A 20,292-nucleotide genomic window follows, 5' to 3' on the forward strand; every position below is an offset into this window, starting at 1 on the left:
AATAAAGTGATCGTCAGGTTAAGAAATTATCTCCCAAATTTTATCTTCACTATTGAGAGCCTCTTGGAGCTCTTCCATATTTTGGCAACCAATAAAGTACAGACCTCCATCTTTGGTCTCGATCATCAAGCCATTACGACCATCCAAAGAATAGAACTCCTCGTCAGTGAGCGTAGCTTTAGGCCTTTGCCACTTGGCGGAATTTGGCGTTTTGACTAAAGTACAGGATTCAATATCATCCCAGGCAATTTTCTTAGACGTCTCTGTGATGCTCTTAAATTGAAACTTGATCTTTTTATCTGTTATCTTAAGTTTATAGCGCAGGCTGGTTAGTAGCCACCAAATAGTGTATCCTATTCCGGCTGCCAGTATCAGGCACGCTATACTATAAACGACGGTAACATCAGACCTCCAGAAAATAGAAGCTGATCCATACAGAAGGCCAACTGTAGCCAAAGAGAGAAAACCAATAACGAACCAATCATGGAATTGCTGTTTTTCCTGATATAATTTCTTTGCCATTTTCATTGATTTTGGGTGCCCATTATTTCTCAGGCTATTTTATAAAAATAAACATTATCTAGAGGACAAACAAAAGGCGAGGGCAAATTAATAACAATTCCAAGAAGCTTAATATTTACTACTTTCTTCGATATTTTCCTGAAAGTATAATTTTCTATTTGTCCAATCGAATGCACAAAGATGGCCTAAGCCATTTTCTTTTTGCTGTGCTAAAAATGCTCCCCCATCAATATTGAGGACTTGCTTTTCGTCCAACTCCTCAAGTTGCTTTTCGATTTCATTCCTGGTTTGGGGGGTATGGCCATGAATGATTACCCTTTGCCCCAACCACTGATAATCAATATTCTTATACCAATCTCTGATCCAGATCAAATTCTCCTTGGAGTGAAACGGATTTTCATTACTAAAATCTAACCCGGCATGCACAGCAATAAAATCATCCTCTTCATGATAAAAAGGCAATTCATTACAGAAATCAAAGTATGATCTAGATAATTGTTCTAAACGTTCTATACCAAAGCTCATCTTCAAGACTTCGTCTGCCATATCTTTCCAACCTTTGACCGTCTCTGACAAGTAATCATGAATCAACATTTGCTCGTGATTACCCCGCAATGTCGTCAATGTAAACTCAGCACTTCCAAGTTTGATAACTCTATCAATAACGCCTTTTGAATGTGGGCCTCGATCAATATAGTCACCCAGTAAAATGAGATGATCGCCCTTTTTTAACGACAATTGTTCAAGCAGTTCATTAAGGGTATTTAGACAGCCGTGAATGTCACTAATGAATATCTTCCGAGGCATTTTACAAAGTGGTTAAGGGTTCACACTAATAAAGATTCAACAATCCTCTATTGCTTTACCCCCACCAACCGCGATAGGCTTAAAAAAAATCCCTACAGGCGTTTTTTATTGAGATTTCTTTAGCCTTAGGCTCTTGCTTAAAACACAAAAGCCCGATAATCTAACGATTATCAGGCTTCTGATTCTGTAGCGGAGGCAGGACTTGAACCTGCGACCTTCGGGTTATGAGCCCGACGAGCTACCAACTGCTCCACTCCGCGATATTAGACCTACAAAGCGCAGTTTTTGTACATTTACAAGTCTGCTGTTCCTCTGTGGGTTTGCAAATATAGGGGGATTTTAATTACTGCGCAAGCCCCTTCTTGAAAAAACCGTCTCTACAAACTGACATCAATCAACAAACAAGGCTCTAAACCACTACTAGACAGCCTATTGCTTAAAATTAAAAAATGCAATTATTTTATTTAACTACTACAATTTTACGTGTTGGAATAAGGTACTCCCCTACTTGAGCTTTTAGCCAATAGATTCCCGCAGGTAATTGTTCCATCTCTAAATCTACTTCTCCATAACCAGTTGGTAAAGAAAGTACGCCGGTTTGTAGCAGCTGGCCACCTGCCTGAAACAGTTGCCATTGCCCCTTTGCAGCAACAGGATGAGGAAGGCGAAACTGCAATTGCGTGCGTCCGAAATTAGGGTTTGGAACAACTCGTAGAGAGAATGCCTCTGCCCCTAGCGGCATTTCTGTACTTACGGGCTTCATATTCCGCTCCTGAAAAACAAGATCGTCCATATAAAACCCATCTGGATTAATATAGGTATCACTAACCATCAAAAAACGTAAACGCAGTTGATCGCCGTTTATTAAAAACGGTGTCAGATCTACTGATTCCTCTACCCATTCGTTTTGCTGTCCTTCCCAGAGGGGGCCATCGGTAGCTTGCGTATTCGACGCCGTTACCGTATAACGGCCACAAGCTGGAATCCATGAGCCTTCATTGACTTGAAACTGGAGTTGTGCCCAATCGTAAGAAGGTTCAATATTCCATTTCGCCCAAAAGTTCAGGCGGTATTCTTCAGCTTCTCCTACCGAAATTGGTTCATTTAAGGTAATTTGTGCATAGTGGCTGTTTGGGTAATTCGAATAAGGAGAATCAGTCAAGGAATTAGGGCCAGAAACAAAATCTTCGTTCGTTAAGCCCCAGTCCTCCTCTGTCGTCCACTGATCCAGCCCTGAAAAGTCTTCTTCATATACCACCGTATTTATATAGCCACCATAAACTTTACTCACGGTATCCCTCCGTACAAAGGAGCCATTGTCAATGGCCAGTTCAAACTGCAATTCGGTACCAGGAGCAATACTGCCAGTAATGTTTAGCGCAAAGCTATCTATGACAGCCTGGTTTTCTGCCAGATCAAAACTCAAAGGTTCTTCTACAACCTGGATTAAATCATTTTGCAAACTGGTCAGGCTCACGCTTAACGGACCATTTTCACGTCCAAATCGTTGTACTTCAAAACGCAAGAATTGGTAATCATCCTTTATTTCAATCTGGGTTGGATCAATTTGGGCGACACCCGCTACATGAGGGGTGTTTGCGGCCATAAGGTTCATCCACAAAGACGCTCTACTGTTGGGAATTATCGCTTCACGCACAGGCCAAAAACCACCATCGATGCCTTCGCCGCCGATTTCCGGAGTCATTGAAAAGATACGAGGCTTCTCTGTGGTTTCTCCGTACATCCAGTCATCAGAATCGCCATTAACGACGTAGCCTACTGTTTCTGAGCCTGTCCCTTTTATATAATCGTTCTGTATGGTCATTACCTTGCCCAGCGTGTTAAAGGTTGGTGCATCAACGGTAGGCGAATCACTGTACCCCCAGGGGTAAATCAGTAAATCCCCATAGGTGTGATAATTAAGCGCTACTATAAATTCATGCTCTTGGCAAAATGCTCTAACAGCCTGTGTCTCTGGTTCCGAAAACGCTTCCGTACCCCGATAAGTAGAAGAACTAGGGTTTGGCGACGACCCTTCATCATCGAATCCCCACTGATAGCCATAATTCCGATTGAGGTCCACCCCGGTAGAGCCATCATCATTATCGCGAAAATTCTTCCGCCACATCCCACCTCCATCTGGCTCAGTGGTTTCATTAAAAATATAACCATCAGGGTTTATACAAGGTAAAAAATACAACTCCGTATTGTCAACGAGGTAACGTACCTCTTGGTCACTTTCGTAGTTCTCCAACAAGTACCACATATAAAAGACCATTTGTGTCAAACTATTGGGTTCCCGGGCGTGATGCAATGCCGTGTACAGTACTTCAGGCTCTACAGATTCATCCGTATCCGGGTTATCACTAATACGCATCCAGTAGATTGGCCGCCCCTGATGAGAAACAATTGATGGCGAAACGATTCGTCGAGAAGTAATCAGATTAGGATAAAGCAAGCGCATCGAGTCCAGAATGTCCAACATTTCCTGGTAGCGGTAAAATCCAGCCATATCTCCCAGACGAAAATTACTTGGAATGGGATATTCCGTTACAGAACTATTGGAAACATCCGGACAACTAAGGTCTCCACCGCGAGCGTTATCCTGATAAACCTGACGGCGAACAGGGTCGCTGTAAAAGTCCTGCACATCTCGAATGAGTACTTCGTAAATGAATCCTGCCTCTGCTAGTCTGTTTAAATCCGCGCTGGAAAAATCATTGGTAAGATGCCGATGAGGGACGTATTCGCCGTGATCGGTTTCCACCCCTAGCGCACTCAATTCTTGGATGGTATGCCCTTCAAGGCGTACTCTCACCCGGTGGTAAGTATCCGTATTTTGGGCAAATAACAATTGTGTACTCAGGATGCAGAGCAAAAGAAGTAAGCTGCTATTATTCATGGCTTTGAAGTAGGATCTTAAAAATTCCGGCGACGAAACTACTACTTATTTTATTCGATTGCGAATGCTATCCGGGAGAATGTCGTATTCGCTGCGGTACTCCCCCGGAAAGCCGGAGTCGTGGTAGTGCTCATTCCGATGTATCGGAACTCACGGGAGTGCTCGCTACGCTCGCGGGGGGTCGATGCGCGAATGGTGGTGCTCGCTGCGCTCACGGGTTAGGCACTCAACTTCAACAAATAGCCTCTGGTAATCCCGTTTAAACCGCGAGCGCAGCGAGCACTAACACGAGGCGAAGCCGAGTACGCACCGTGAATCCCGAGTATCGGGATGAACACTAACCACGAGTGAAACGAGCACTCCCCACGAGGCTACGCCGAGTACCTTAAACCTCCTCGTCCTCTGGTGCCAGCTTGACTTTAAGGCCATCCATCTCATCTACCAATTTAAGTTGACAGCCCAAACGCGAATTATCCTCTACGAAGAAGGCCTGATCCAGCATATCTTCTTCGTCTTCCGACATCTTGTGGAGTTCATGATCCGTTAAGACGTAGCAATGACAAGTAGAACAGAGTGCCATCCCTCCACAAGTTCCCTTTACGGGGAGTTCATAAGCCTTACACAATTCCATGAGATTCATGTTCATGTCAGTAGGAGCTTCTAAAACATGCTCTTGATCAGCGCGGTCAATAACGGTTATCTTGATCATTATTATTACTTTGGGGCTGCAAAAATAAGGAAACCTATGAATAAAAGATATTTAGGGATGAGGAAACAAATACGCTACGCAAAGGGCGTAGCAAATTTTTCTTTAGACAAATCGGATTTTCCGCAGCATAGCGGGCTACGCAAGGAAAATCGGATGATGAATAAAGGAAGATTTGTAGTAAGGTGTGTAGCGTATTTTTTGCGAACTCCCTTAGTTCCTCTCTACCTTTTGGGGCTTTTACTTCTAACCAGCTGCCAAACCCACGGTGTACTCTCCAGTCCGTTGATTAAGGGCAGCACCTACCCAGCAGTGTCGCCGGAGAAGGTAGCTGTTTATGCTACCCCTAAAGCTCCAAAATCTTACGAAATAATTGCAGAACTGGTGGCCATGTGCGATGCGGGGCAGGACGCAGAAGTACCCATACGCATACTGAGGGAAGAAGCCGCAAAAATAGGCGCAGATGCAATCGTAAACCTCCGTTTGAATTTCGGCATGGGCTTCTGGATTACCGGCCTCAAGGCTACTGCAACAGCTGTAAAATATAATGACTAAAGCCAAACTTGTGAAAAACACTTCCACCTTTCCAGCAAAAATCCTATCACTGGGATCACTTTTTCTGCTTCCTTTCCTGTTTTCTGCCTGCAATCTTTATACCTGTTATCTCGAAACCGGAGCACAGGTTTATCCTCCTACCCAAGCGACAGACATCGAGCTCTACCTGACGACCCCAGACAAAGCGTATCTGGTAATCGGTACGGTAACAGCAAATGGCGCAGACGATAAAAGTGCCATCAACTATCTTAAGAAACGCGTTACTGAAATTGGTGCTGACGCGGTGATTCTCTTAAAGTTTGACAAGATGGCTTCCTATTCTCCCAGGGTAGATATTTCGGGAGTAGCGGTGAAGTTTGTGGGCAATCAATAACCCTGTCTTATTCTCCATCACCTACAATATCCAGTGGACGGTCAATACTCTCATCCAGTGAAATAAACGTCTCCGTACGCTGGATGCCCTGGATAGGCTGCACCTTGTCGTGGAGAACATCCCGCAAGTGGCCCGTATCCCGACAAACGATCTTAACAAAAATACTATAGACACCTGTCGTATAATGCGCACTCACTACTTCAGGAATTCGAGCAAGCTCTTTAGCAACCTGATCATAGAGTGAACTTTTATCAAGATATACCCCCAGAAAAGCAACTACATCATAACCTAGTTGTTCGTAGTTAACGGTCAGGTTATAACCTCGAACGATGCCAGCGTCTTCTAGCTTTTTCATCCTTACGTGAATGGTTCCACCCGAGACATAGAGCTCTTTGGCAATTTCAGTGTAAGGTTTCTTGGAATTCTGCATCAACAAGGAGAGAATTTTGCGGTCCAGATCGTCAATTTCCTTTTCTTTGCTCATTATAAAGTAAATTCTTCTTTAGAAAGGCGATGTCCTTAAGTCTTTAGGAGAAACAATATTCGTAATTTTTTGTATAAATTACATTACTTGCCCGATAACGTGATAAACGGGTAATTCAATTTTTACGCATGGATCCACAGGACAATTCCTTTTTTCGCAAAGTTAGCATTTGGTTGCCTCTTTTATTGGCAGGTGTATTAGCGCTAGGTATGTTTATAGGTTTGCGCTACCAAGCCGCTAGCGCTGCCAGTCAGGGTAGTGTCGAACTAGCCAAACTTCAACGTAATTTAGGGGGGCAAGGCAAGGTAGAAGAATTGCTCCGTTATATCGATGCAAAATACGTGGAGGAAGCAGATAAAGACGCTATTACCCGCAAAGCTATTGATGCAGTTATCAAGGAGCTTGACCCGCACTCCAATTATATCTCCTCTGAAGATTTAATTGCTATCAACGAGCAGCTGGAAGGCAACTTCGATGGCATTGGTGTAGAATTCATGATTCTGGATGATACGATTGTGGTCGTCAGTCCATTAGCCGGAGGGCCATCTGAAGCTGTGGGGATACGGGCTGGCGATAAAATCGTTACCATCGAAGATTCTATTGTAGCAGGAGTGGAACTCGCTACGCAAGATATATTTTCGCTCCTTCGCGGAGAAAAAGGCACCGAAGTCAATGTAGGCATCAAACGAGCAGGGCAAAAAGAATTGCTCAGTTTCAATATCACACGAGACAAAATCCCTGTACATAGCGTCGACGTTGCCGTAATGCTGGATGAAAAAACCGGCTTCATTAAAGTCAATCGTTTCAGTGCAACTACCTACGATGAATTTGTCCAGTCTTTGGAAAAACTGGTGGAAAAGAACGAGATGGTCGACTTGGTTATCGACCTTCGACACAATCCTGGTGGTTATTTGACGCAAGCGACCAACATGCTGAGCCAGCTGTTCCCTGAAAAAGGGAAACTTCTGGTATACACGGAGGGCCGTACCGTAAAAAGAACCGAATACAACACCAATGGCCGCCCTTTCTATAACATTGGCAAAGTGGTTATTTTGATTGACGAAGGCTCAGCCTCGGCCAGTGAAATTATGGCGGGAGCTGTTCAGGACCATGATCGCGGTGTGCTGGTGGGTCGCCGCTCTTTTGGGAAAGGTCTCGTTCAGGAACAATACCCTTTACGCGACGGCTCTGCTTTACGGCTTACCGTTGCTCGGTACTACACACCTTCTGGCAGATGCATCCAAAAAGATTATGAGGAAGAAGGCGCAGCTGCCTACGACCGGGATATGGAAGACCGTTTTACGAACGGCGAATTATCCGAGAAAGGAAACATAGAGATCGCTGATACAACTAAATTTTTCACCGACAATGGTTATATTGTTTATGGTGGTGGTGGCATTACACCCGATGTTTTCGTTCCTCTTGACACCTTCACCCTAAGGGAAGACTACCTCCGCTGGAGACAGTATACCGCAGGCTTTGTGTTCCGCTTCGTTGAACAAGAAGCAGGCTTAGCTGATCGCTATCAACTAAACGACTTTGTAAGTAGCTACCAGGTTCCTAACAACGTCTTCCAGGAATACATCCAGTATGCGCGTGAACAAGGCGAAGAATCCGCTATTCCGACCAACAATCGAGTTCTAAAAGAGCTTAATCGTTTCCTCAAGGCTCGGATCGCACGCCAGTTATATGGTAACGAAGGTTTCTTTGCCGTCTGGAACAAGGACGATGATATGATCCTGGAGGCGCTAAAGGTTTTAAAAACAGATGATCCGTTGGCTGCGGCGAGGAAAGAGTAGGTCTTGGTTGTTGGTTGTTAGATGGTTCTGGTCATCTTGAAAGAGAGACAAGCCAATTTCCGACTTCCGACTTTATAAAGGGTTAGATTCCGGTATTAGTTACCCTGTAAATATCGCCCATTCCATTGCCGGGGGTGTTCGCCATTTCCTGTAAAGTATTGATATTACTAATACTCAGCGTATCACGCTTTGTCATACGTTCGCTCGTAAAGTAGAAGGTATTCCTAGCTACATCTACAAATGGGCAATAATCAAGCTTTTCAGAATTGATCGACGGTCCCATGTTTTTGGCGGGCAGCCAAGCCCCATCTGTATTCTTTCTGGCAATATACAAGTCGCCACCACCAAGGTCATCCGGTCGACCATAGGAGCTAAAAATCAGCAAATCTTCGTCAGGACTCACATAGGCATTGAATTCGTAATAAAGGGAATTGATGGTACTATCTAAAACTTCGGCCCTTTGGTATTCACCATCAACAAACCTGGCAATATAAATATCTTCTCTACCAATACCCTCTTCTTTCGTGGCCGTAAAATACAGATTGCCACTCTTTGCCACAGAGGGGTAGAATTCGTCTCCAGCTGTATTGACATTTCCATTGAGAGGCACTGGCTCAGTCCAACCCTCTCCTTCTCGGTCGCTGTACCATATATTATAATCAGCCGCCGCTGAATCTTTCTGCAAGGGTCTATTGGAAGCAAAAAACAAGCGCTGGCCTTCATTCGCAAAGAAAGGTTCAATATCCTGGTAACGGCCCGAAATATTCAACACCTCAGCAGGCTGCCAATGCCCTTTTACCATTCCAATGCTTACCAAACAACGCTTACTTTGCTTGTAATCACCAAGGGTATAAATGATTTCTTCGCCAGAAGGGGAAATCGCAATATCCCGTTCATATAAGCCTGTAGATACCAGACCGCTAGCAAACAACTCCGGATTTTCTGGTGTGGCTGCCAACTGAATATTATCTATTTTCGGTTTGGAACAGCTACTGTTTAACAAACAAAACAGACTAACAATAAAGAAAGGATATTGCTTCATTTTCTTTAGTATAATTTTAAAAATCTACTCGACTTCTACCTCCTCCAATTCAATTCTTGAAAGAGTGTCCATTTGGCCAGCAGCAAAGAGTTCATCAAATGCCAACACATCTCTACGGGCTTCATCCAGCGGTTTGTAGTTGATGTAATCCTGAAAAATGACACCCTCTATCCGGCGGGAGTTATAGGCCTCACGGAACCGCGCACCACCGCCATTTACCAAGAAATTGTAAGCCAGGTAATTCAGCGTAAAATCATCGGTAGAAAACCAGTAAGCGTATTCATCCTCGAAATCTTCACCGCCGCCTTCTTCGCCAAAGGTCACCTTCAGCTCGTGATGTGGCCTCCCAAAAGCTTCCGTGACTCCGTGATATTCCACTTGTACAGCCGGATCTGTTAGAAAATAGGGCAGGAAAGCGAAATACATGACCGAGTTTAGAGAATTTGCATAAGCTGAGCTGTCTTTCGCTGTTAGCTCAGCAGGTTCCCCGTTAATCGTCCGCGTAAAAGTCTGTGAGCTTAGGGCATCTTTAATATCCTGTTCTTCTTTATCAACATAGCTTCTTTCATATAAAAATTCATGCCCTACTCGCGCTGCGGTATAAACTCTTTCGCGAAAAAAGAAGTGAACCAAGCTCGTATCCAATTCACCCCCTCCATGCTGAACAATAGATTGCTCCACGACCCAACGCGCAGTGTCTGTGATGACCGGATCAGCGGCTTTCATACTCGAAGCATCTTCGGCATTTGAACTACAAGCAGTCAGAAAAAGAAGCAAAGCAAAAAGGCTAAGGTATCGCATAATCATTTTTTTTAAAACCTATATCAGGATTAGGAATGATGTTGGAAATTAACCCGTGATGGTTTCTCAATCTCTATACCCTATACTAAAGGGCACAAAGCGTCCCGTATCCCTCTACTGGCTTTACTCCCCCCCAGAGAAATTGCCACACCAAGGTCCAAGTTACGCATTAAAGTTCGAGCAGACTTCTACTTCGCCTGCGGGATCGTTCGCTCCCACAGCGGTTCACCGTCTTTATCAAATATCTGTATCTGTAATTGGCGCTCTCCGTAAGGACCACTAAAATTGAGTAAGCCAAAATTTCGCGCCACGACCAAGGTCCCTTCATCACGAAACTGATTATGTTCTCCATCGCGGTTACTCCCAGAACCAGAGGTAAGTGGTGAAGCCGTCAAATCATAAACCGCATTGCCTTTTGCATTTACATAAGAGCTGAGTTCGGTATGGTGCCGGTCGCCTGTAAGAAAGATCACACCTTTGATGTTTTCTTCTTCAATTCGCGACAGCAAGTAAGACCGCTCTTCTGGTGCCAAGCGAATATAATTCTCATAAACGGGTTCCGTATTCAAAATCTGCCCGCCAGTAGCCACAAATTTAAAAGGAGCATTGCTGGCCACCAAGGCATCAATAAGCCATTCCAATTGGATTTCCCCGAAGTAAATCTGCTGACCATTCTGCATGTGGTTGGGTGTACGAAAATAGCGATTATCCATCAAGAAAAAATCCATATCTGCCCATTGAAATGCAGTAGTTATACCACCATGTGCATCTGGTAAACCCACACTTGGGTTACCCCAAAACAAGCGAAAAGCTTCAAGGGTCTTGTCCTTGTGAATATAACTGCGATCACTATCATTAGGCCCATAATCATGGTCATCCCAGATGGCATAATGGTGCGTACTAGCCAGCAATGGCTGAAGCTCTTTTACAGAACGGGTATGGGTATAACGCTTCATGATACCGGTGCGCGAATTCCAATCCACTTCTCGCAAATAGGTATTATCTCCCAGCCACAGCATCGCGTCTGGCTGGCGCTCATGGATGCGATTAAAGATGTCATAATCCCCACCATAAGCATTATCAGGTCGGTCGTATTTCGGTTCATTGATATAACTACAACTCCCCACAGCCACCGTAAAATCAGGCGGATCAGTACGCCACTGCCAAAGTTTCTGGGTCTGAAACTGCGTAGGATAAGGCAATGTAACGGCCTTCCCATTCAGGCGCAGTTCATAGGTGTAGTTGGTGCCAGGCTCTACAATATCAGCAATTAGCTTGGCTGTAAAAGCATCGGCCTTAGTAGTTGTTATCTTATCCGTCAGGCTCAATGCAGCCTTATTATCTTCCGTCCAGTAGGCAAATTGCACCTCGGCGGCCTCGGTCGTCTGCACCCATAGTACAACTTCCCGCATCTCAGAATAGCCCAGCATCGGGCCAGATTGCAACAGTGAATTTTGCGCCGTCAGCGGCAATACTATTACAATACTTAGCAAGAGTAAATAGCTTCTCATTCTTTTTTCTGTCAAGGTAAGTTTTTCGCTCCTTTTGGCCTATTGGTGAGGGTTAAATATCTATTAAGCTAATGGCCATGCCATCGTTTCTCGGTATCATTACCGGTGGACCTACTTCGTCTTGCTCTACCTGTGGTTCGGGATGCGCCGCGCTTCCGGATACGCCATGCGAACTGATTTTTGCCCCATTCGTATAAATACATTTGTAGCACAATACATTTATGCTTTTACATAAATAGAGGTCGACCACAGCCCAACAACACCTCTACTCTACCACCAAAGTCTGCACTGCCCCCGTAGCTACTTCCTCCAGCCAGTAGGTTCCTTTAAAGAGATTCGGTAACTGTAGGATTACCTCTCCCACATATAGCTCTGCCTGCATACGAAACACGGTCTGCCCTTGTGCATTATGCAGTTGCCACAGACCGTCAGTGACGGTGACATTCTTCAGACTTAAACTTGCCCCTGATCGGGCCGGATTCGGATACACCGACCATCCGGCTGTTGCTGTTCCCCAAAAAACAGTAGCCAGCCGCGAGTAGGAACGACTACCATCATAGTCCTCCTGTACTATTCGATAGGTATTCCATCCCGCACGGGGCGCATCATCGTAACTCCGATAGGTTTGTTTTGCTTCTGGCAACACCTGACCAAGGTCTACCCACCCCTTGCCTTCAGCGCGTTGCACCGTAAAACCAGCATTATTTTCCTCCTTGGTCGTCGACCAATCCAGGCGTATCCCGTCAGCTTCTTTCTGGGCAGTAAAGCTGGCCCACTCTACCGGAAGAGCAGTATTGTACTCCAATACAAAAAGTCCATCCAGTACATCCGTACCGATGATTCTGCCCGATGGTAAAAACGGATAAACACCCCAGCACCCTTTGTAACCATTATAGTTGGTACTCACTAAATCTGTATCATAATAACCTACCTGGACTACGTTTTCAGGGTTACTGATGTCAAAAATAGAGATACCATCATGATAATAGGACGCGATACACAAATCACCTACAATAAAAGGGTTATGAGGAATTGGGCCCCGAGGAGATGTCGTACTGTAGGGGTTGGCAACATTTAATAAATTAGAATAAAAATGACTGGTTGGTTCCAGGTCCTCCAAGTCACTAATATCCACAATCCCCAATGGACTACCATGTTTTTCGTCGGCATATACCAGCGTATTTCCGCTCACCCAACTGCTATGGTTAAAAACTTGAAAAGGATAATCTGTCAACACCCCTAGTTCTACAGGTGTCCCTGGGCCTTGGCCTTCAGGAGGGTCGGTGACAGGAGACATATCATAAATGTGTAGCCCATTCCCAAGATGGGAGCAATAGGCAATATTGTTATCGACGTAGACATCGTGAATATACCCGGCGGCAAAGTTGAGGTCAGCTATTAAAGAAGGACTAGCTGGATCTGCATTGAGGTCGTAAACAAGTAGATTATCCCCTGAATTAATACCTGCTACATAGAGAATCCCTTGCCCCTCGTCTACAAAAACATTATGGGCACGAGTGAATACGTCCGTTTGTTGATCAACTAGCGTCACCCTATTTGATCCTGTTCCGGTAATGCTAGCAAGGTCAAAGACAAGCAGACCTTCACTTGATGTCGATTCATCCGCAACACTATAAGCATTCGTGCCATAGGTTTTCATATCCCTCCATCGAGAGCTTCCTCCACCAGCAATAGCAGCAACTTCTACAATATTGCTAGGATCAGTGATTTCATAAAAATGTACCTTTTCTATAGATCCTACAATCGCAAACTCCCTCCCACTTACAGTATAACCCCAAATGTCATTATAAACCACCCCACCTAGATTTGGTAGAGAATTATCGTCCCATTGCCCCAACAAAGACATATTCACGGATTGTTGGGCCATCATGCTCATAAACATTCCTAAAAAAACAAATAATGTGCCTATCGTCCTCATTGTAGTAATTTTTTCCTGTGATGAAAAGATAAAAGGGATAGGTGATTGCGAATTTTATATTCTTTAAAGATAAAAAAGAAAAAATATTCCAAGAGTCGCTCTAGTCTAAACCGTATCTAGACCCGGCACTAAGTGGTTTGGGAATATTATCGCAACGTCATTTTCTGTTCTGATAAGGCGAAACCTCGAAGAAGCCGCGAAGCGAAACGTAGGCGAAGCCTAAGCTTCGGCGAGGCGTTTTCAACGCAGTCAGAGCTGAAAAGGACAAGTAAAAATGTCCCAAATCACTTAGTAACGGGTATATACTGATACTCTGGGCGTACCTCCGCCTAAGCGGCGGCGGCGCTACGTTACAGGGCTCACTACTCGTTCGGCCAGCTCTCCCGATTAAATCGGATCGCTGTCTGGCCTGCTGATAGCAGCCACCCTTCCACATCGCTTACGCGGGCCTCCCTAAAAGGTCATTCCCATCCCCAGATAAAACGGTAGATCAATGTCATTTTCATAGGTATAATACAGCTTAGGGTTATATCCTAACAGAAACAATATCCCCTCGTTTGACTGATAGCGAATCCCTAGTACTCCATTAATATCTGTATAGCTAATCTTGCCGAAAAAATTGATCGATGCCTCTACACCTACCTCTACAAGAATATTTTTACGCCCGATTAACTGCCCGATTTGGGGCATGATTTTATTGGTTCGAGGCGTACCATATTCGTGCTCGCCCAATACACCTCCATACCCAATGTTTACGATTGTTCTCCCCCAGCCTTTATCAAAAACAGACCGTTCATACTTCACATACAATATGCCTTGTCGCACAAAGCCACCATATACAGTATGCTTCGCCCCGGCGGTATCTGATTGACCATTAAGCGGCCCGATTGATACAAGGAGTAGCATCCAGATGATCGTTGTCTTCATTTGTTCTATCTATTTTGCAATAAAGATCATTGTACCTCTTCACCGACCCCTAAAGCACAGACAGAAGCCTCCAACTTTGATAGGGGCTTAATTGTTTCTCCAAAAAATCTGCGCCTAGAGCGATGGTGGATTAACGCCACAACCTTGCTTAAGCCAAAATTACTAAGCTATGACTGTTTACAATAAGATCAAATGGACACTGGGTATTTTATCCGTCTTTTTCATTATTCTGGCAACAAATCTAATCGACAGAAAGAATTTCAATATCGTAAAAAACTCCGTAGAAACGATCTACGCAGACCGCCTTTTAGCGCAAGACATACTATTGGATTTATCCAAACTGACTTGGGAAAAAGAATTGGCTCAAATAAAATACGAGCGTTCTCAATTTGAAAACAAAAATATTATCATCAATACGCGTATTGACGAATTGATAAACTTATTCGCTGTAACAAAACTAACGCCGAAGGAAAAGGTCATTTTTGAACAGCTAAAAAAGAATTTTATAAGCCTAAAAGAGTACGAACTTAACGAGATTGAACTGCCAAGTCCAAAATTTTCCGAGTACCTCGCTTTGGTCAAAGACAACCTTGACGACCTGTCAGAAATCCAGATAGAAGAAGGGAAAAGAGAATTATTTCAGAGTAAACGAGCCATAGCGTCAGTAGATTTATTCACCCATTTAGAGATATACGCTTTGATTATCATTGCCATCTTTATTCAAATAGTCGTCATGTACAACCCTAAAAAGGAAGGCAATAGTTAAAAAAACGAAGTGTTTTACAACACAATCAATAGCATTGTAAAACACTTCGCATCCAGGATATATACTTTACTTCTTCGCCATGAAGATACCATCCAGTGTGTCGCCATCAAAGGCTTCCGGGGTATTGCCATTGGTGTGTTCGTAGGCGGCGGTAAGGAATACGTTGCGAGCTGCACCATTCACCACCAGCGTAAGTATGAAGGTAAGGATACCTGCAAAAACACCTACACCAGGATGTATTACAAAACCTAGTAAAAATCCGGTAATGATGGCAATCACAATGCCCAGTAAAACGAAAAGTCCCAGGCTAAAACCAGCACCAATGGATTCGCCCCATCTCTCGCGGATCGTCCGGGAAGATCTTTTCAGTGCTTCGACCGGGCCAATATCTTCCGCAGCCAGGGTCGGGATCACAAAATAGGTAGCCAACGACCAGGCAAAGCCTAAAATACTAGAGGCAAAACTACCTATCCGTTCTTCAATGGCTTGAAGTACCAAGCCCACCGTAGCAGCCAATGCCGCCCAAGCCAGTATCTGTGGCGCGCGCGAAGCACTAAACGATATGCCATCACGAATGCTAGGTTCTTCACCAGCAAAAATGCGCCGCACGTTGAATACCAAAGCAACGTTGAAGAAGACGATTACAAAATAAGTAACCAGATAAAACACGAAAGCAACAATCCAAAAGACAACTTCCCCAACTTGTTCCATTCTATTAAAGATGGCTTCCATGGCTTCGAAGTTAAATGCAGCGAGACCTAGAAATGCGCCACCAAAAGAAAGTAGTACAGCAAGTAAAGCCGCACCGGAAAGTACAGGAAAGAGTAACAACTTGGGATGGGCACCAATTACTTCCAGGCTTTTAAGCCCTAATGTCCAACCACGGCCTAATCGATCAAAGATTCTCATGTTAGTGTTTTGCTAGGTGAATTTAAACAGGTTATCAATTTCTCTTAGAGCATATTTAGCGTCGCTGATCATGCTCTTACCCACTAAAGATAAGGAAAACCGCCTCACTCTCACCTTCATAAATCGATCAGCACAAATAGATTAACGACAAAGTCAATAAATCAAGGTAATACGACGATTGGTAGCCGTTGCTGATACAGCCCTTGGTCTGTTACCTGCCGGAGTTCACAAAACCAAAAACCGTTGCCCGGGAAGCTTAGAGGCAAACTGACTTCTCCTGTGCCTACTTCTATCTCCTGCTGTTGGAATATACGGCCCAATGGATCGTAATACCGTACCTGTAACAACCCTGCCTCGGCAGTCTGCAAACGCAGCTGTCCACTACCATGATTAGGATTAGGGAAAAAGGTTGCCGACAAATCACCAATCACTACCTCGCGGGTATTCACAATGCAATTTGCATCAGGTATCTCCTCGCAGTACAACCGCGAAGGCAAAGTACAATCGACAACAAAAGGATTGGGCTTACCATCTTGGTGCTGGGCAATCGCGAAAGTACGGGCCCATTCTACTGCATCCACGGGGTCTTGCTCGTGCCACTGGCAGAGCGTTGCCCGTTGGATATTGAAAAAATCAGGGGCATTGGCATTGGCTTCATCCCGATAGATGGTGTAGAAGTACATCAGAGCTCTTGCAATATTGCCCTTGAAAGATTCGCGAGGCTCAAAAGCTATATTCTGACGATATTCACTATAGGCATCCCTATTGTTAGCGGGCGGATTGCTAACTTCCTGGTTGAGGTAATACCAACTATCTGCCAGGGCATCAGAAACTTCTCCAAAAGGCAGACTCCCTCTATCTTGATTGACATCCACCCTGGTGGGGAAAAGGTGATGCATATCTGATTTAGCAGGCTCAGATGCTGCGCCGTTTGATTGGGGCCAGCTATGCTCTGTATTAATGCCTTGCCCATCTTGGTAGGCCGCCACCGTAGGGTCCGCACCAGGTGTAATGTACACCGGCCAGTCTGTGTAGACACAATATAAGCTGTCGTTTACCTTATCAATACTTCCAAAAAGAATATCACGAGCAGCACCATAACTTTGCACCGAACCCGGTGTAAAATTATCGATTACTGCTTCCAATAAATCCTGCCCCTCCAAATCCGAAAAGATCACCTCGTGATCCTGGGCTTCAACCTGCGTATTCAACAAAAGCAATAGCCCCAAAAGGCTCAGTAGATTTCTCATCTTATGATTTTGATTATCAGAAGAGCGTTATTTTTTCAACCGGTCTTCTGCAAATAATTCTACAGTAAATTCCAGCAGCTCAGGCCCACCTGCATGACCATGGCCTGGAATAACATGAATTGCTTCGGGGAATTTCTTTTGCACCCTTTCCACCGTATCTGACCATTTGCTCACAACAGCATCGTTTGTATTACCACGACCTGCACCAAGTGACTTTATCAAGCATCCACCAAAAAGTACTCCTTCCGTAGGTAAATAACTAACAATATTATCTACCGTGTGCCCAGGACCTGGTGCGTAATTAACGATTTGCTGATCACCTAACTTTATGACCTTCTTTCGGCGAAATTTCTTTTCTGGTGCGGTTGTCCCTTCAGCTTCGCACAAGGCTACTGTCTTTTTGCTGCCGTAGGTCAAAATACCTCGGGCTTGTACACTATCCAGGCCAGCAGTACAGTCTTCATGAAAATGATTGACCACCACTGCCTGCACCGTAATCCCTTGCTCTTTAGTCAAATAATCAAGGAGGCGGACAGTCGTTTTGGTGGTAACAGGGGTATCAAAAATAACACAAGTACTATCCACCATGTAAATCAACCCATTGGAACCAATTCTTCCATAACCTTCGAAAACTTTGAAAGAACGATGGATAAAAGTATTGTCGGTGAGGCGAATAAGCTGAATATCTTCCCCAATTTGTTGTACGGCAGGCTGTTGAGCATGCAATGCAGCACTACATCCAACAAGTACAAGTAAGAGCGTAAATAACTTATGCATTGGTCCCTTCGGTTTTGTAAGAAAAGAAAACAGAAAATGCCCTATTTTTTAGCGATGCAAAGTTAGGGATAAATACATCAACCTTACAGCTTCCTCCCATAATAGACCTGCCCACATATTTGCCCATTAATCTCTGCCACCTCTGGTAAGTGCGCCCAGCGATCAAATCCTTTCTTCTCCAACAAACGAATACTGGCAATATTGGTATCCATCGTAACGGCAAAGAGGTGACGAAAACCACGCCTGTGAGCCTCCTCCATTAAAAAATCTACCGTCGCACCACCTAATCCGCGTCGCTGCCAACGATTATCCAGGTAATAAGTAATCTCCACCAAACCTGCTAACGATTTCCGTTCAGGACGGTAAGCACTGAAGCAGCACCAGCCCACCACCGTTTGGTTATCCTCTATCATAAACACCGGCCATTTGGTGGGCGGATGTTTCGCCAACCAAGTAGTTCTTTCTGCAAGGTCTACAGGCTCAGTGTAAGCGTTCTGACCGCCCGATAGGATCGACTGATTCAAAATATCAGTGATGGCTGGCAAATCCGCTGTCTTAGCAAGTCGAAATAAAGGAGTGGACATTATTCTGAAGTTTTCAGCGCGGCGCGAATCTGCTTTAGATGATGTTCGCTGTGCCACGCAACTTTATCAAACTCTTCCTTCACGGTACGCAACCCTGTCTCGTTGTGAACATATTGCCGAGTACCCGCCAGCTCATAATGAGACGTTGCTAAATCAATAACCCCGCGACGCACCGAATGATAGATCGCCTGCTGTATACCCAAATCACGGTTAACATAATCCAGCTGATCAGCCCAGCAATCAGGGTCAAAACCCCATACCACTTGGCCCGGACGAGCGATACCTCGCCGAATTCGTTCGTACAAAACGGTTTCGGCATCTGTCAGATGGTGAAGCAATTGGCACACCGTCCATTTTCCCGGCGCATAAGTCTTCGCTAAATCAACTTCAGGAAATAAGAAGTAAGTTGCTACCTCTTCCGCCTGCGCCTCTAGAACAGCTAGGAGTTCCAACGTATTTTTATAACTAACTTCCATATATTAACGGCAGATAAGTGTTAGCACCGAATCATACCAGTTCACAAGTGCGATACGCTTTGCTAGTGATAAATCTACACAAGCTTCGGCGAGCTGGCTATTATTGAGGTAAGCTTGCCCACGCATAATGCGTAATTGAGCATCATTAGGAAAAGCAGTTACTGCTTCTGTCATTTTTGCGATGCCTTCTTCTATTTTTCCATCATTAAAAAGCACGGCACCAGCATCTGCTACTTCCCGGGCAGTGATAAAATCATCTACCTTTTGTGTACAAGTCGCTATTGTAGGTAAAAAGGATAAACTCAAATCGAAAGCAGCATTTACCTTACGTCCCTGGTAGGTAGCTGGCTCCCAATCTCCATAAGTTGAAGTAGCAGCATCTATAGCCGAATACCAGAAATCAAAACCGAGGTCATTAAAATCCGTCACATCTAGAATTCTTACATCTCCATCCGCTTCCACTAAGACTTGAATATCAATTTGGCCCATTTGGCAACTATCGTTCCCAGAGGTAGGGTAATCCAATGCGGTATCCAAATAAGTCTGAAGCGCTTCTGCACCTCCGTTAAAGTCGAGGGCTTTCTCAAATTCAGTATATACTGTATCTCGCCCAATAAGAATAAACGGGTCAGGGTCTTTGATTTTGAACCTTACGGGCAAATTGAATTGTACTCTTACTGCTTTTCCTTGCTGCTTGCCAGGGATCCAACGTAAGCTTTCTTCTTTCATTTGCAAAACAACGCCTAAGGCTGCGATACCAGTACCTCCTCCCAGATCACGCACTATTTGAGGCTGACTGATTCGCCCATCTGTTTCCACTACAAAAGTGACAACAGCTGTGCCTTGAATATTTTCATCAATAGCCTCTTGTGGATAAATCACTCTCTGGTAAACATATTCCAACATGGCCTGATTGGCACATTTTTGTTTGTAGACCAAGGTCGTATCTAATGCTTCGCAAGCTGCGGGGAAACGTGGCATCTGCTCTACTACTTTATAAATAGTGGTATCGGTTTGTGCATTTAGCAAACCGACCATCAACAGAAAACCAAACAAGAAGATATATTTGTACATAACAGTAAACAGCTTTTTATTTAGCTCAGCCACAAAGGTAGAAATAAGAACAATAAAAAAGCGGGGAGTACTGACGTTATCGCTAACG

The 20,292-nt window shown here is 44.5% G+C and carries 20 protein-coding genes and 1 tRNA gene; 4 read left to right on the forward strand and 17 right to left on the reverse strand.

What is annotated here, in order from left to right:
* Positions 1–18: 18 nt before the first annotated feature.
* From A3EU_RS0106360 to A3EU_RS0106380, 5 genes are all read right to left on the reverse strand, one after another.
* Positions 19–522 carry a hypothetical protein gene (locus A3EU_RS0106360; RefSeq protein ID WP_020535298.1) on the reverse strand — a complete coding sequence of 168 codons (504 nt, stop codon included), beginning with the start codon at positions 520–522 and terminating at the stop codon, positions 19–21.
* Positions 523–630: 108 nt separating this feature from the next.
* Positions 631–1,329: a metallophosphoesterase family protein gene (locus tag A3EU_RS0106365; RefSeq protein WP_020535299.1), complete on the reverse strand. Its 699-nt coding sequence runs from the start codon at positions 1,327–1,329 to the stop codon at positions 631–633.
* A gap of 187 nt (positions 1,330–1,516) precedes the next feature.
* Positions 1,517–1,589 (reverse strand) — tRNA-Met (locus tag A3EU_RS0106370).
* Positions 1,590–1,789: 200 nt separating this feature from the next.
* Entirely contained in the window at positions 1,790–4,231 is a 2,442-nt protein-coding gene (locus tag A3EU_RS32560; protein ID WP_020535300.1) for a M14 family metallopeptidase, read from the reverse strand.
* Positions 4,232–4,616: 385 nt separating this feature from the next.
* A complete protein-coding gene (locus A3EU_RS0106380; protein WP_020535301.1) occupies positions 4,617–4,940 on the reverse strand; it encodes a 2Fe-2S iron-sulfur cluster-binding protein in 324 nt (107 codons plus the stop codon).
* 36 nt (positions 4,941–4,976) lie between these two features.
* Between A3EU_RS0106380 and A3EU_RS0106385 the strand changes: the two genes are divergently transcribed.
* Both A3EU_RS0106385 and A3EU_RS0106390 read left to right on the forward strand, forming a co-directional pair.
* Positions 4,977–5,492 carry a YbjQ family protein gene (locus A3EU_RS0106385; RefSeq protein WP_020535302.1) on the forward strand — a complete coding sequence of 172 codons (516 nt, stop codon included), beginning with the start codon at positions 4,977–4,979 and terminating at the stop codon, positions 5,490–5,492.
* A 10-nt stretch (positions 5,493–5,502) separates the two neighbouring features.
* Positions 5,503–5,865, forward strand: a complete 363-nt coding sequence (locus A3EU_RS0106390; RefSeq protein ID WP_156825679.1) for a hypothetical protein — start codon at positions 5,503–5,505, stop codon at positions 5,863–5,865.
* Positions 5,866–5,872: 7 nt separating this feature from the next.
* Here A3EU_RS0106390 and A3EU_RS0106395 read toward each other — a convergent pair whose 3' ends face one another.
* On the reverse strand, positions 5,873–6,349 hold the full coding sequence (locus A3EU_RS0106395; protein ID WP_020535304.1) for an Lrp/AsnC ligand binding domain-containing protein: 477 nt from the start codon (positions 6,347–6,349) through the stop codon (positions 5,873–5,875).
* A gap of 128 nt (positions 6,350–6,477) precedes the next feature.
* On the opposite strand from A3EU_RS0106395, the gene A3EU_RS0106400 reads away from it, so the two are divergent.
* On the forward strand, positions 6,478–8,148 hold the full coding sequence (locus A3EU_RS0106400) for a S41 family peptidase (protein ID WP_020535305.1): 1,671 nt from the start codon (positions 6,478–6,480) through the stop codon (positions 8,146–8,148).
* Between the two features lie 82 nt (positions 8,149–8,230).
* On the opposite strand, the gene A3EU_RS0106405 is transcribed toward A3EU_RS0106400, so the two are convergent.
* From A3EU_RS0106405 to A3EU_RS0106425, 5 genes are all read right to left on the reverse strand, one after another.
* On the reverse strand, positions 8,231–9,190 hold the full coding sequence (locus A3EU_RS0106405) for a TolB family protein (protein WP_020535306.1): 960 nt from the start codon (positions 9,188–9,190) through the stop codon (positions 8,231–8,233).
* A 24-nt stretch (positions 9,191–9,214) separates the two neighbouring features.
* Positions 9,215–9,991 (reverse strand): DUF6503 family protein, encoded by a 777-nt coding sequence (locus A3EU_RS0106410; RefSeq protein ID WP_020535307.1) that lies wholly within the window; start codon positions 9,989–9,991, stop codon positions 9,215–9,217.
* 188 nt (positions 9,992–10,179) lie between these two features.
* On the reverse strand, positions 10,180–11,502 hold the full coding sequence (locus A3EU_RS0106415; protein WP_020535308.1) for an alkaline phosphatase D family protein: 1,323 nt from the start codon (positions 11,500–11,502) through the stop codon (positions 10,180–10,182).
* Between the two features lie 265 nt (positions 11,503–11,767).
* The gene (locus A3EU_RS0106420) at positions 11,768–13,441 is read right to left on the reverse strand and encodes a choice-of-anchor B family protein (protein ID WP_026211253.1); all 1,674 of its coding nucleotides are present in this window, start codon (positions 13,439–13,441) and stop codon (positions 11,768–11,770) included.
* 453 nt (positions 13,442–13,894) lie between these two features.
* On the reverse strand, positions 13,895–14,368 hold the full coding sequence (locus A3EU_RS0106425) for a hypothetical protein (RefSeq protein WP_020535310.1): 474 nt from the start codon (positions 14,366–14,368) through the stop codon (positions 13,895–13,897).
* Between the two features lie 169 nt (positions 14,369–14,537).
* Here A3EU_RS0106425 and A3EU_RS0106430 point away from each other — a divergent pair, with 169 nt between their 5' ends.
* A complete protein-coding gene (locus A3EU_RS0106430) occupies positions 14,538–15,134 on the forward strand; it encodes an MCP four helix bundle domain-containing protein (protein WP_020535311.1) in 597 nt (198 codons plus the stop codon).
* A gap of 66 nt (positions 15,135–15,200) precedes the next feature.
* Here A3EU_RS0106430 and A3EU_RS29575 read toward each other — a convergent pair whose 3' ends face one another.
* From A3EU_RS29575 to A3EU_RS32565, 6 genes are all read right to left on the reverse strand, one after another.
* Positions 15,201–16,043: a DUF6159 family protein gene (locus A3EU_RS29575; protein WP_020535312.1), complete on the reverse strand. Its 843-nt coding sequence runs from the start codon at positions 16,041–16,043 to the stop codon at positions 15,201–15,203.
* Positions 16,044–16,204: 161 nt separating this feature from the next.
* Positions 16,205–17,293: an endonuclease gene (locus A3EU_RS29580; RefSeq protein WP_020535313.1), complete on the reverse strand. Its 1,089-nt coding sequence runs from the start codon at positions 17,291–17,293 to the stop codon at positions 16,205–16,207.
* 27 nt (positions 17,294–17,320) lie between these two features.
* Positions 17,321–18,070 (reverse strand): subclass B1 metallo-beta-lactamase, encoded by a 750-nt coding sequence (gene bla / locus A3EU_RS0106445; RefSeq protein WP_020535314.1) that lies wholly within the window; start codon positions 18,068–18,070, stop codon positions 17,321–17,323.
* An 83-nt stretch (positions 18,071–18,153) separates the two neighbouring features.
* Positions 18,154–18,654, reverse strand: a complete 501-nt coding sequence (locus tag A3EU_RS0106455; protein ID WP_020535316.1) for a GNAT family N-acetyltransferase — start codon at positions 18,652–18,654, stop codon at positions 18,154–18,156.
* Positions 18,654–19,130 carry a DinB family protein gene (locus A3EU_RS0106460; protein WP_020535317.1) on the reverse strand — a complete coding sequence of 159 codons (477 nt, stop codon included), beginning with the start codon at positions 19,128–19,130 and terminating at the stop codon, positions 18,654–18,656. Before A3EU_RS0106460 ends, A3EU_RS0106455 begins: the two co-directional genes overlap by 1 nt.
* Positions 19,131–19,133: 3 nt before the next feature.
* Positions 19,134–20,204, reverse strand: a complete 1,071-nt coding sequence (locus A3EU_RS32565; protein ID WP_020535318.1) for an energy transducer TonB — start codon at positions 20,202–20,204, stop codon at positions 19,134–19,136.
* Positions 20,205–20,292 lie beyond the last annotated feature (88 nt).

Origin of the sequence: Lewinella cohaerens DSM 23179 (assembly GCF_000379805.1) — a bacterium.
Classification (GTDB): domain Bacteria; phylum Bacteroidota; class Bacteroidia; order Chitinophagales; family Saprospiraceae; genus Lewinella; species Lewinella cohaerens.

Excerpts from the sequence above, each read along its gene's own strand:
- A3EU_RS0106360 (WP_020535298.1), bottom strand. The coding sequence starts at position 522 with ATGGCAAAGAAATTATATCAGGAAAAACAGCAATTCCATGATTGGTTC.
- A3EU_RS0106365 (WP_020535299.1), bottom strand. The coding sequence starts at position 1,329 with ATGCCTCGGAAGATATTCATTAGTGACATTCACGGCTGTCTAAATACC.
- A3EU_RS32560 (WP_020535300.1), bottom strand. The coding sequence starts at position 4,231 with ATGAATAATAGCAGCTTACTTCTTTTGCTCTGCATCCTGAGTACACAA.
- A3EU_RS0106380 (WP_020535301.1), bottom strand. The coding sequence starts at position 4,940 with ATGATCAAGATAACCGTTATTGACCGCGCTGATCAAGAGCATGTTTTA.
- A3EU_RS0106385 (WP_020535302.1), top strand. The coding sequence starts at position 4,977 with ATGAATAAAAGATATTTAGGGATGAGGAAACAAATACGCTACGCAAAG.
- A3EU_RS0106395 (WP_020535304.1), bottom strand. The coding sequence starts at position 6,349 with ATGAGCAAAGAAAAGGAAATTGACGATCTGGACCGCAAAATTCTCTCC.
- A3EU_RS0106400 (WP_020535305.1), top strand. The coding sequence starts at position 6,478 with ATGGATCCACAGGACAATTCCTTTTTTCGCAAAGTTAGCATTTGGTTG.
- A3EU_RS0106405 (WP_020535306.1), bottom strand. The coding sequence starts at position 9,190 with ATGAAGCAATATCCTTTCTTTATTGTTAGTCTGTTTTGTTTGTTAAAC.
- A3EU_RS0106410 (WP_020535307.1), bottom strand. The coding sequence starts at position 9,991 with ATGCGATACCTTAGCCTTTTTGCTTTGCTTCTTTTTCTGACTGCTTGT.
- A3EU_RS0106415 (WP_020535308.1), bottom strand. The coding sequence starts at position 11,502 with ATGAGAAGCTATTTACTCTTGCTAAGTATTGTAATAGTATTGCCGCTG.
- A3EU_RS0106420 (WP_026211253.1), bottom strand. The coding sequence starts at position 13,441 with ATGAGGACGATAGGCACATTATTTGTTTTTTTAGGAATGTTTATGAGC.
- A3EU_RS0106425 (WP_020535310.1), bottom strand. The coding sequence starts at position 14,368 with ATGAAGACAACGATCATCTGGATGCTACTCCTTGTATCAATCGGGCCG.
- A3EU_RS0106430 (WP_020535311.1), top strand. The coding sequence starts at position 14,538 with ATGACTGTTTACAATAAGATCAAATGGACACTGGGTATTTTATCCGTC.
- A3EU_RS29575 (WP_020535312.1), bottom strand. The coding sequence starts at position 16,043 with ATGAGAATCTTTGATCGATTAGGCCGTGGTTGGACATTAGGGCTTAAA.
- A3EU_RS29580 (WP_020535313.1), bottom strand. The coding sequence starts at position 17,293 with ATGAGAAATCTACTGAGCCTTTTGGGGCTATTGCTTTTGTTGAATACG.
- bla (WP_020535314.1), bottom strand. The coding sequence starts at position 18,070 with ATGCATAAGTTATTTACGCTCTTACTTGTACTTGTTGGATGTAGTGCT.
- A3EU_RS0106455 (WP_020535316.1), bottom strand. The coding sequence starts at position 18,654 with ATGTCCACTCCTTTATTTCGACTTGCTAAGACAGCGGATTTGCCAGCC.
- A3EU_RS0106460 (WP_020535317.1), bottom strand. The coding sequence starts at position 19,130 with ATGGAAGTTAGTTATAAAAATACGTTGGAACTCCTAGCTGTTCTAGAG.
- A3EU_RS32565 (WP_020535318.1), bottom strand. The coding sequence starts at position 20,204 with ATGTACAAATATATCTTCTTGTTTGGTTTTCTGTTGATGGTCGGTTTG.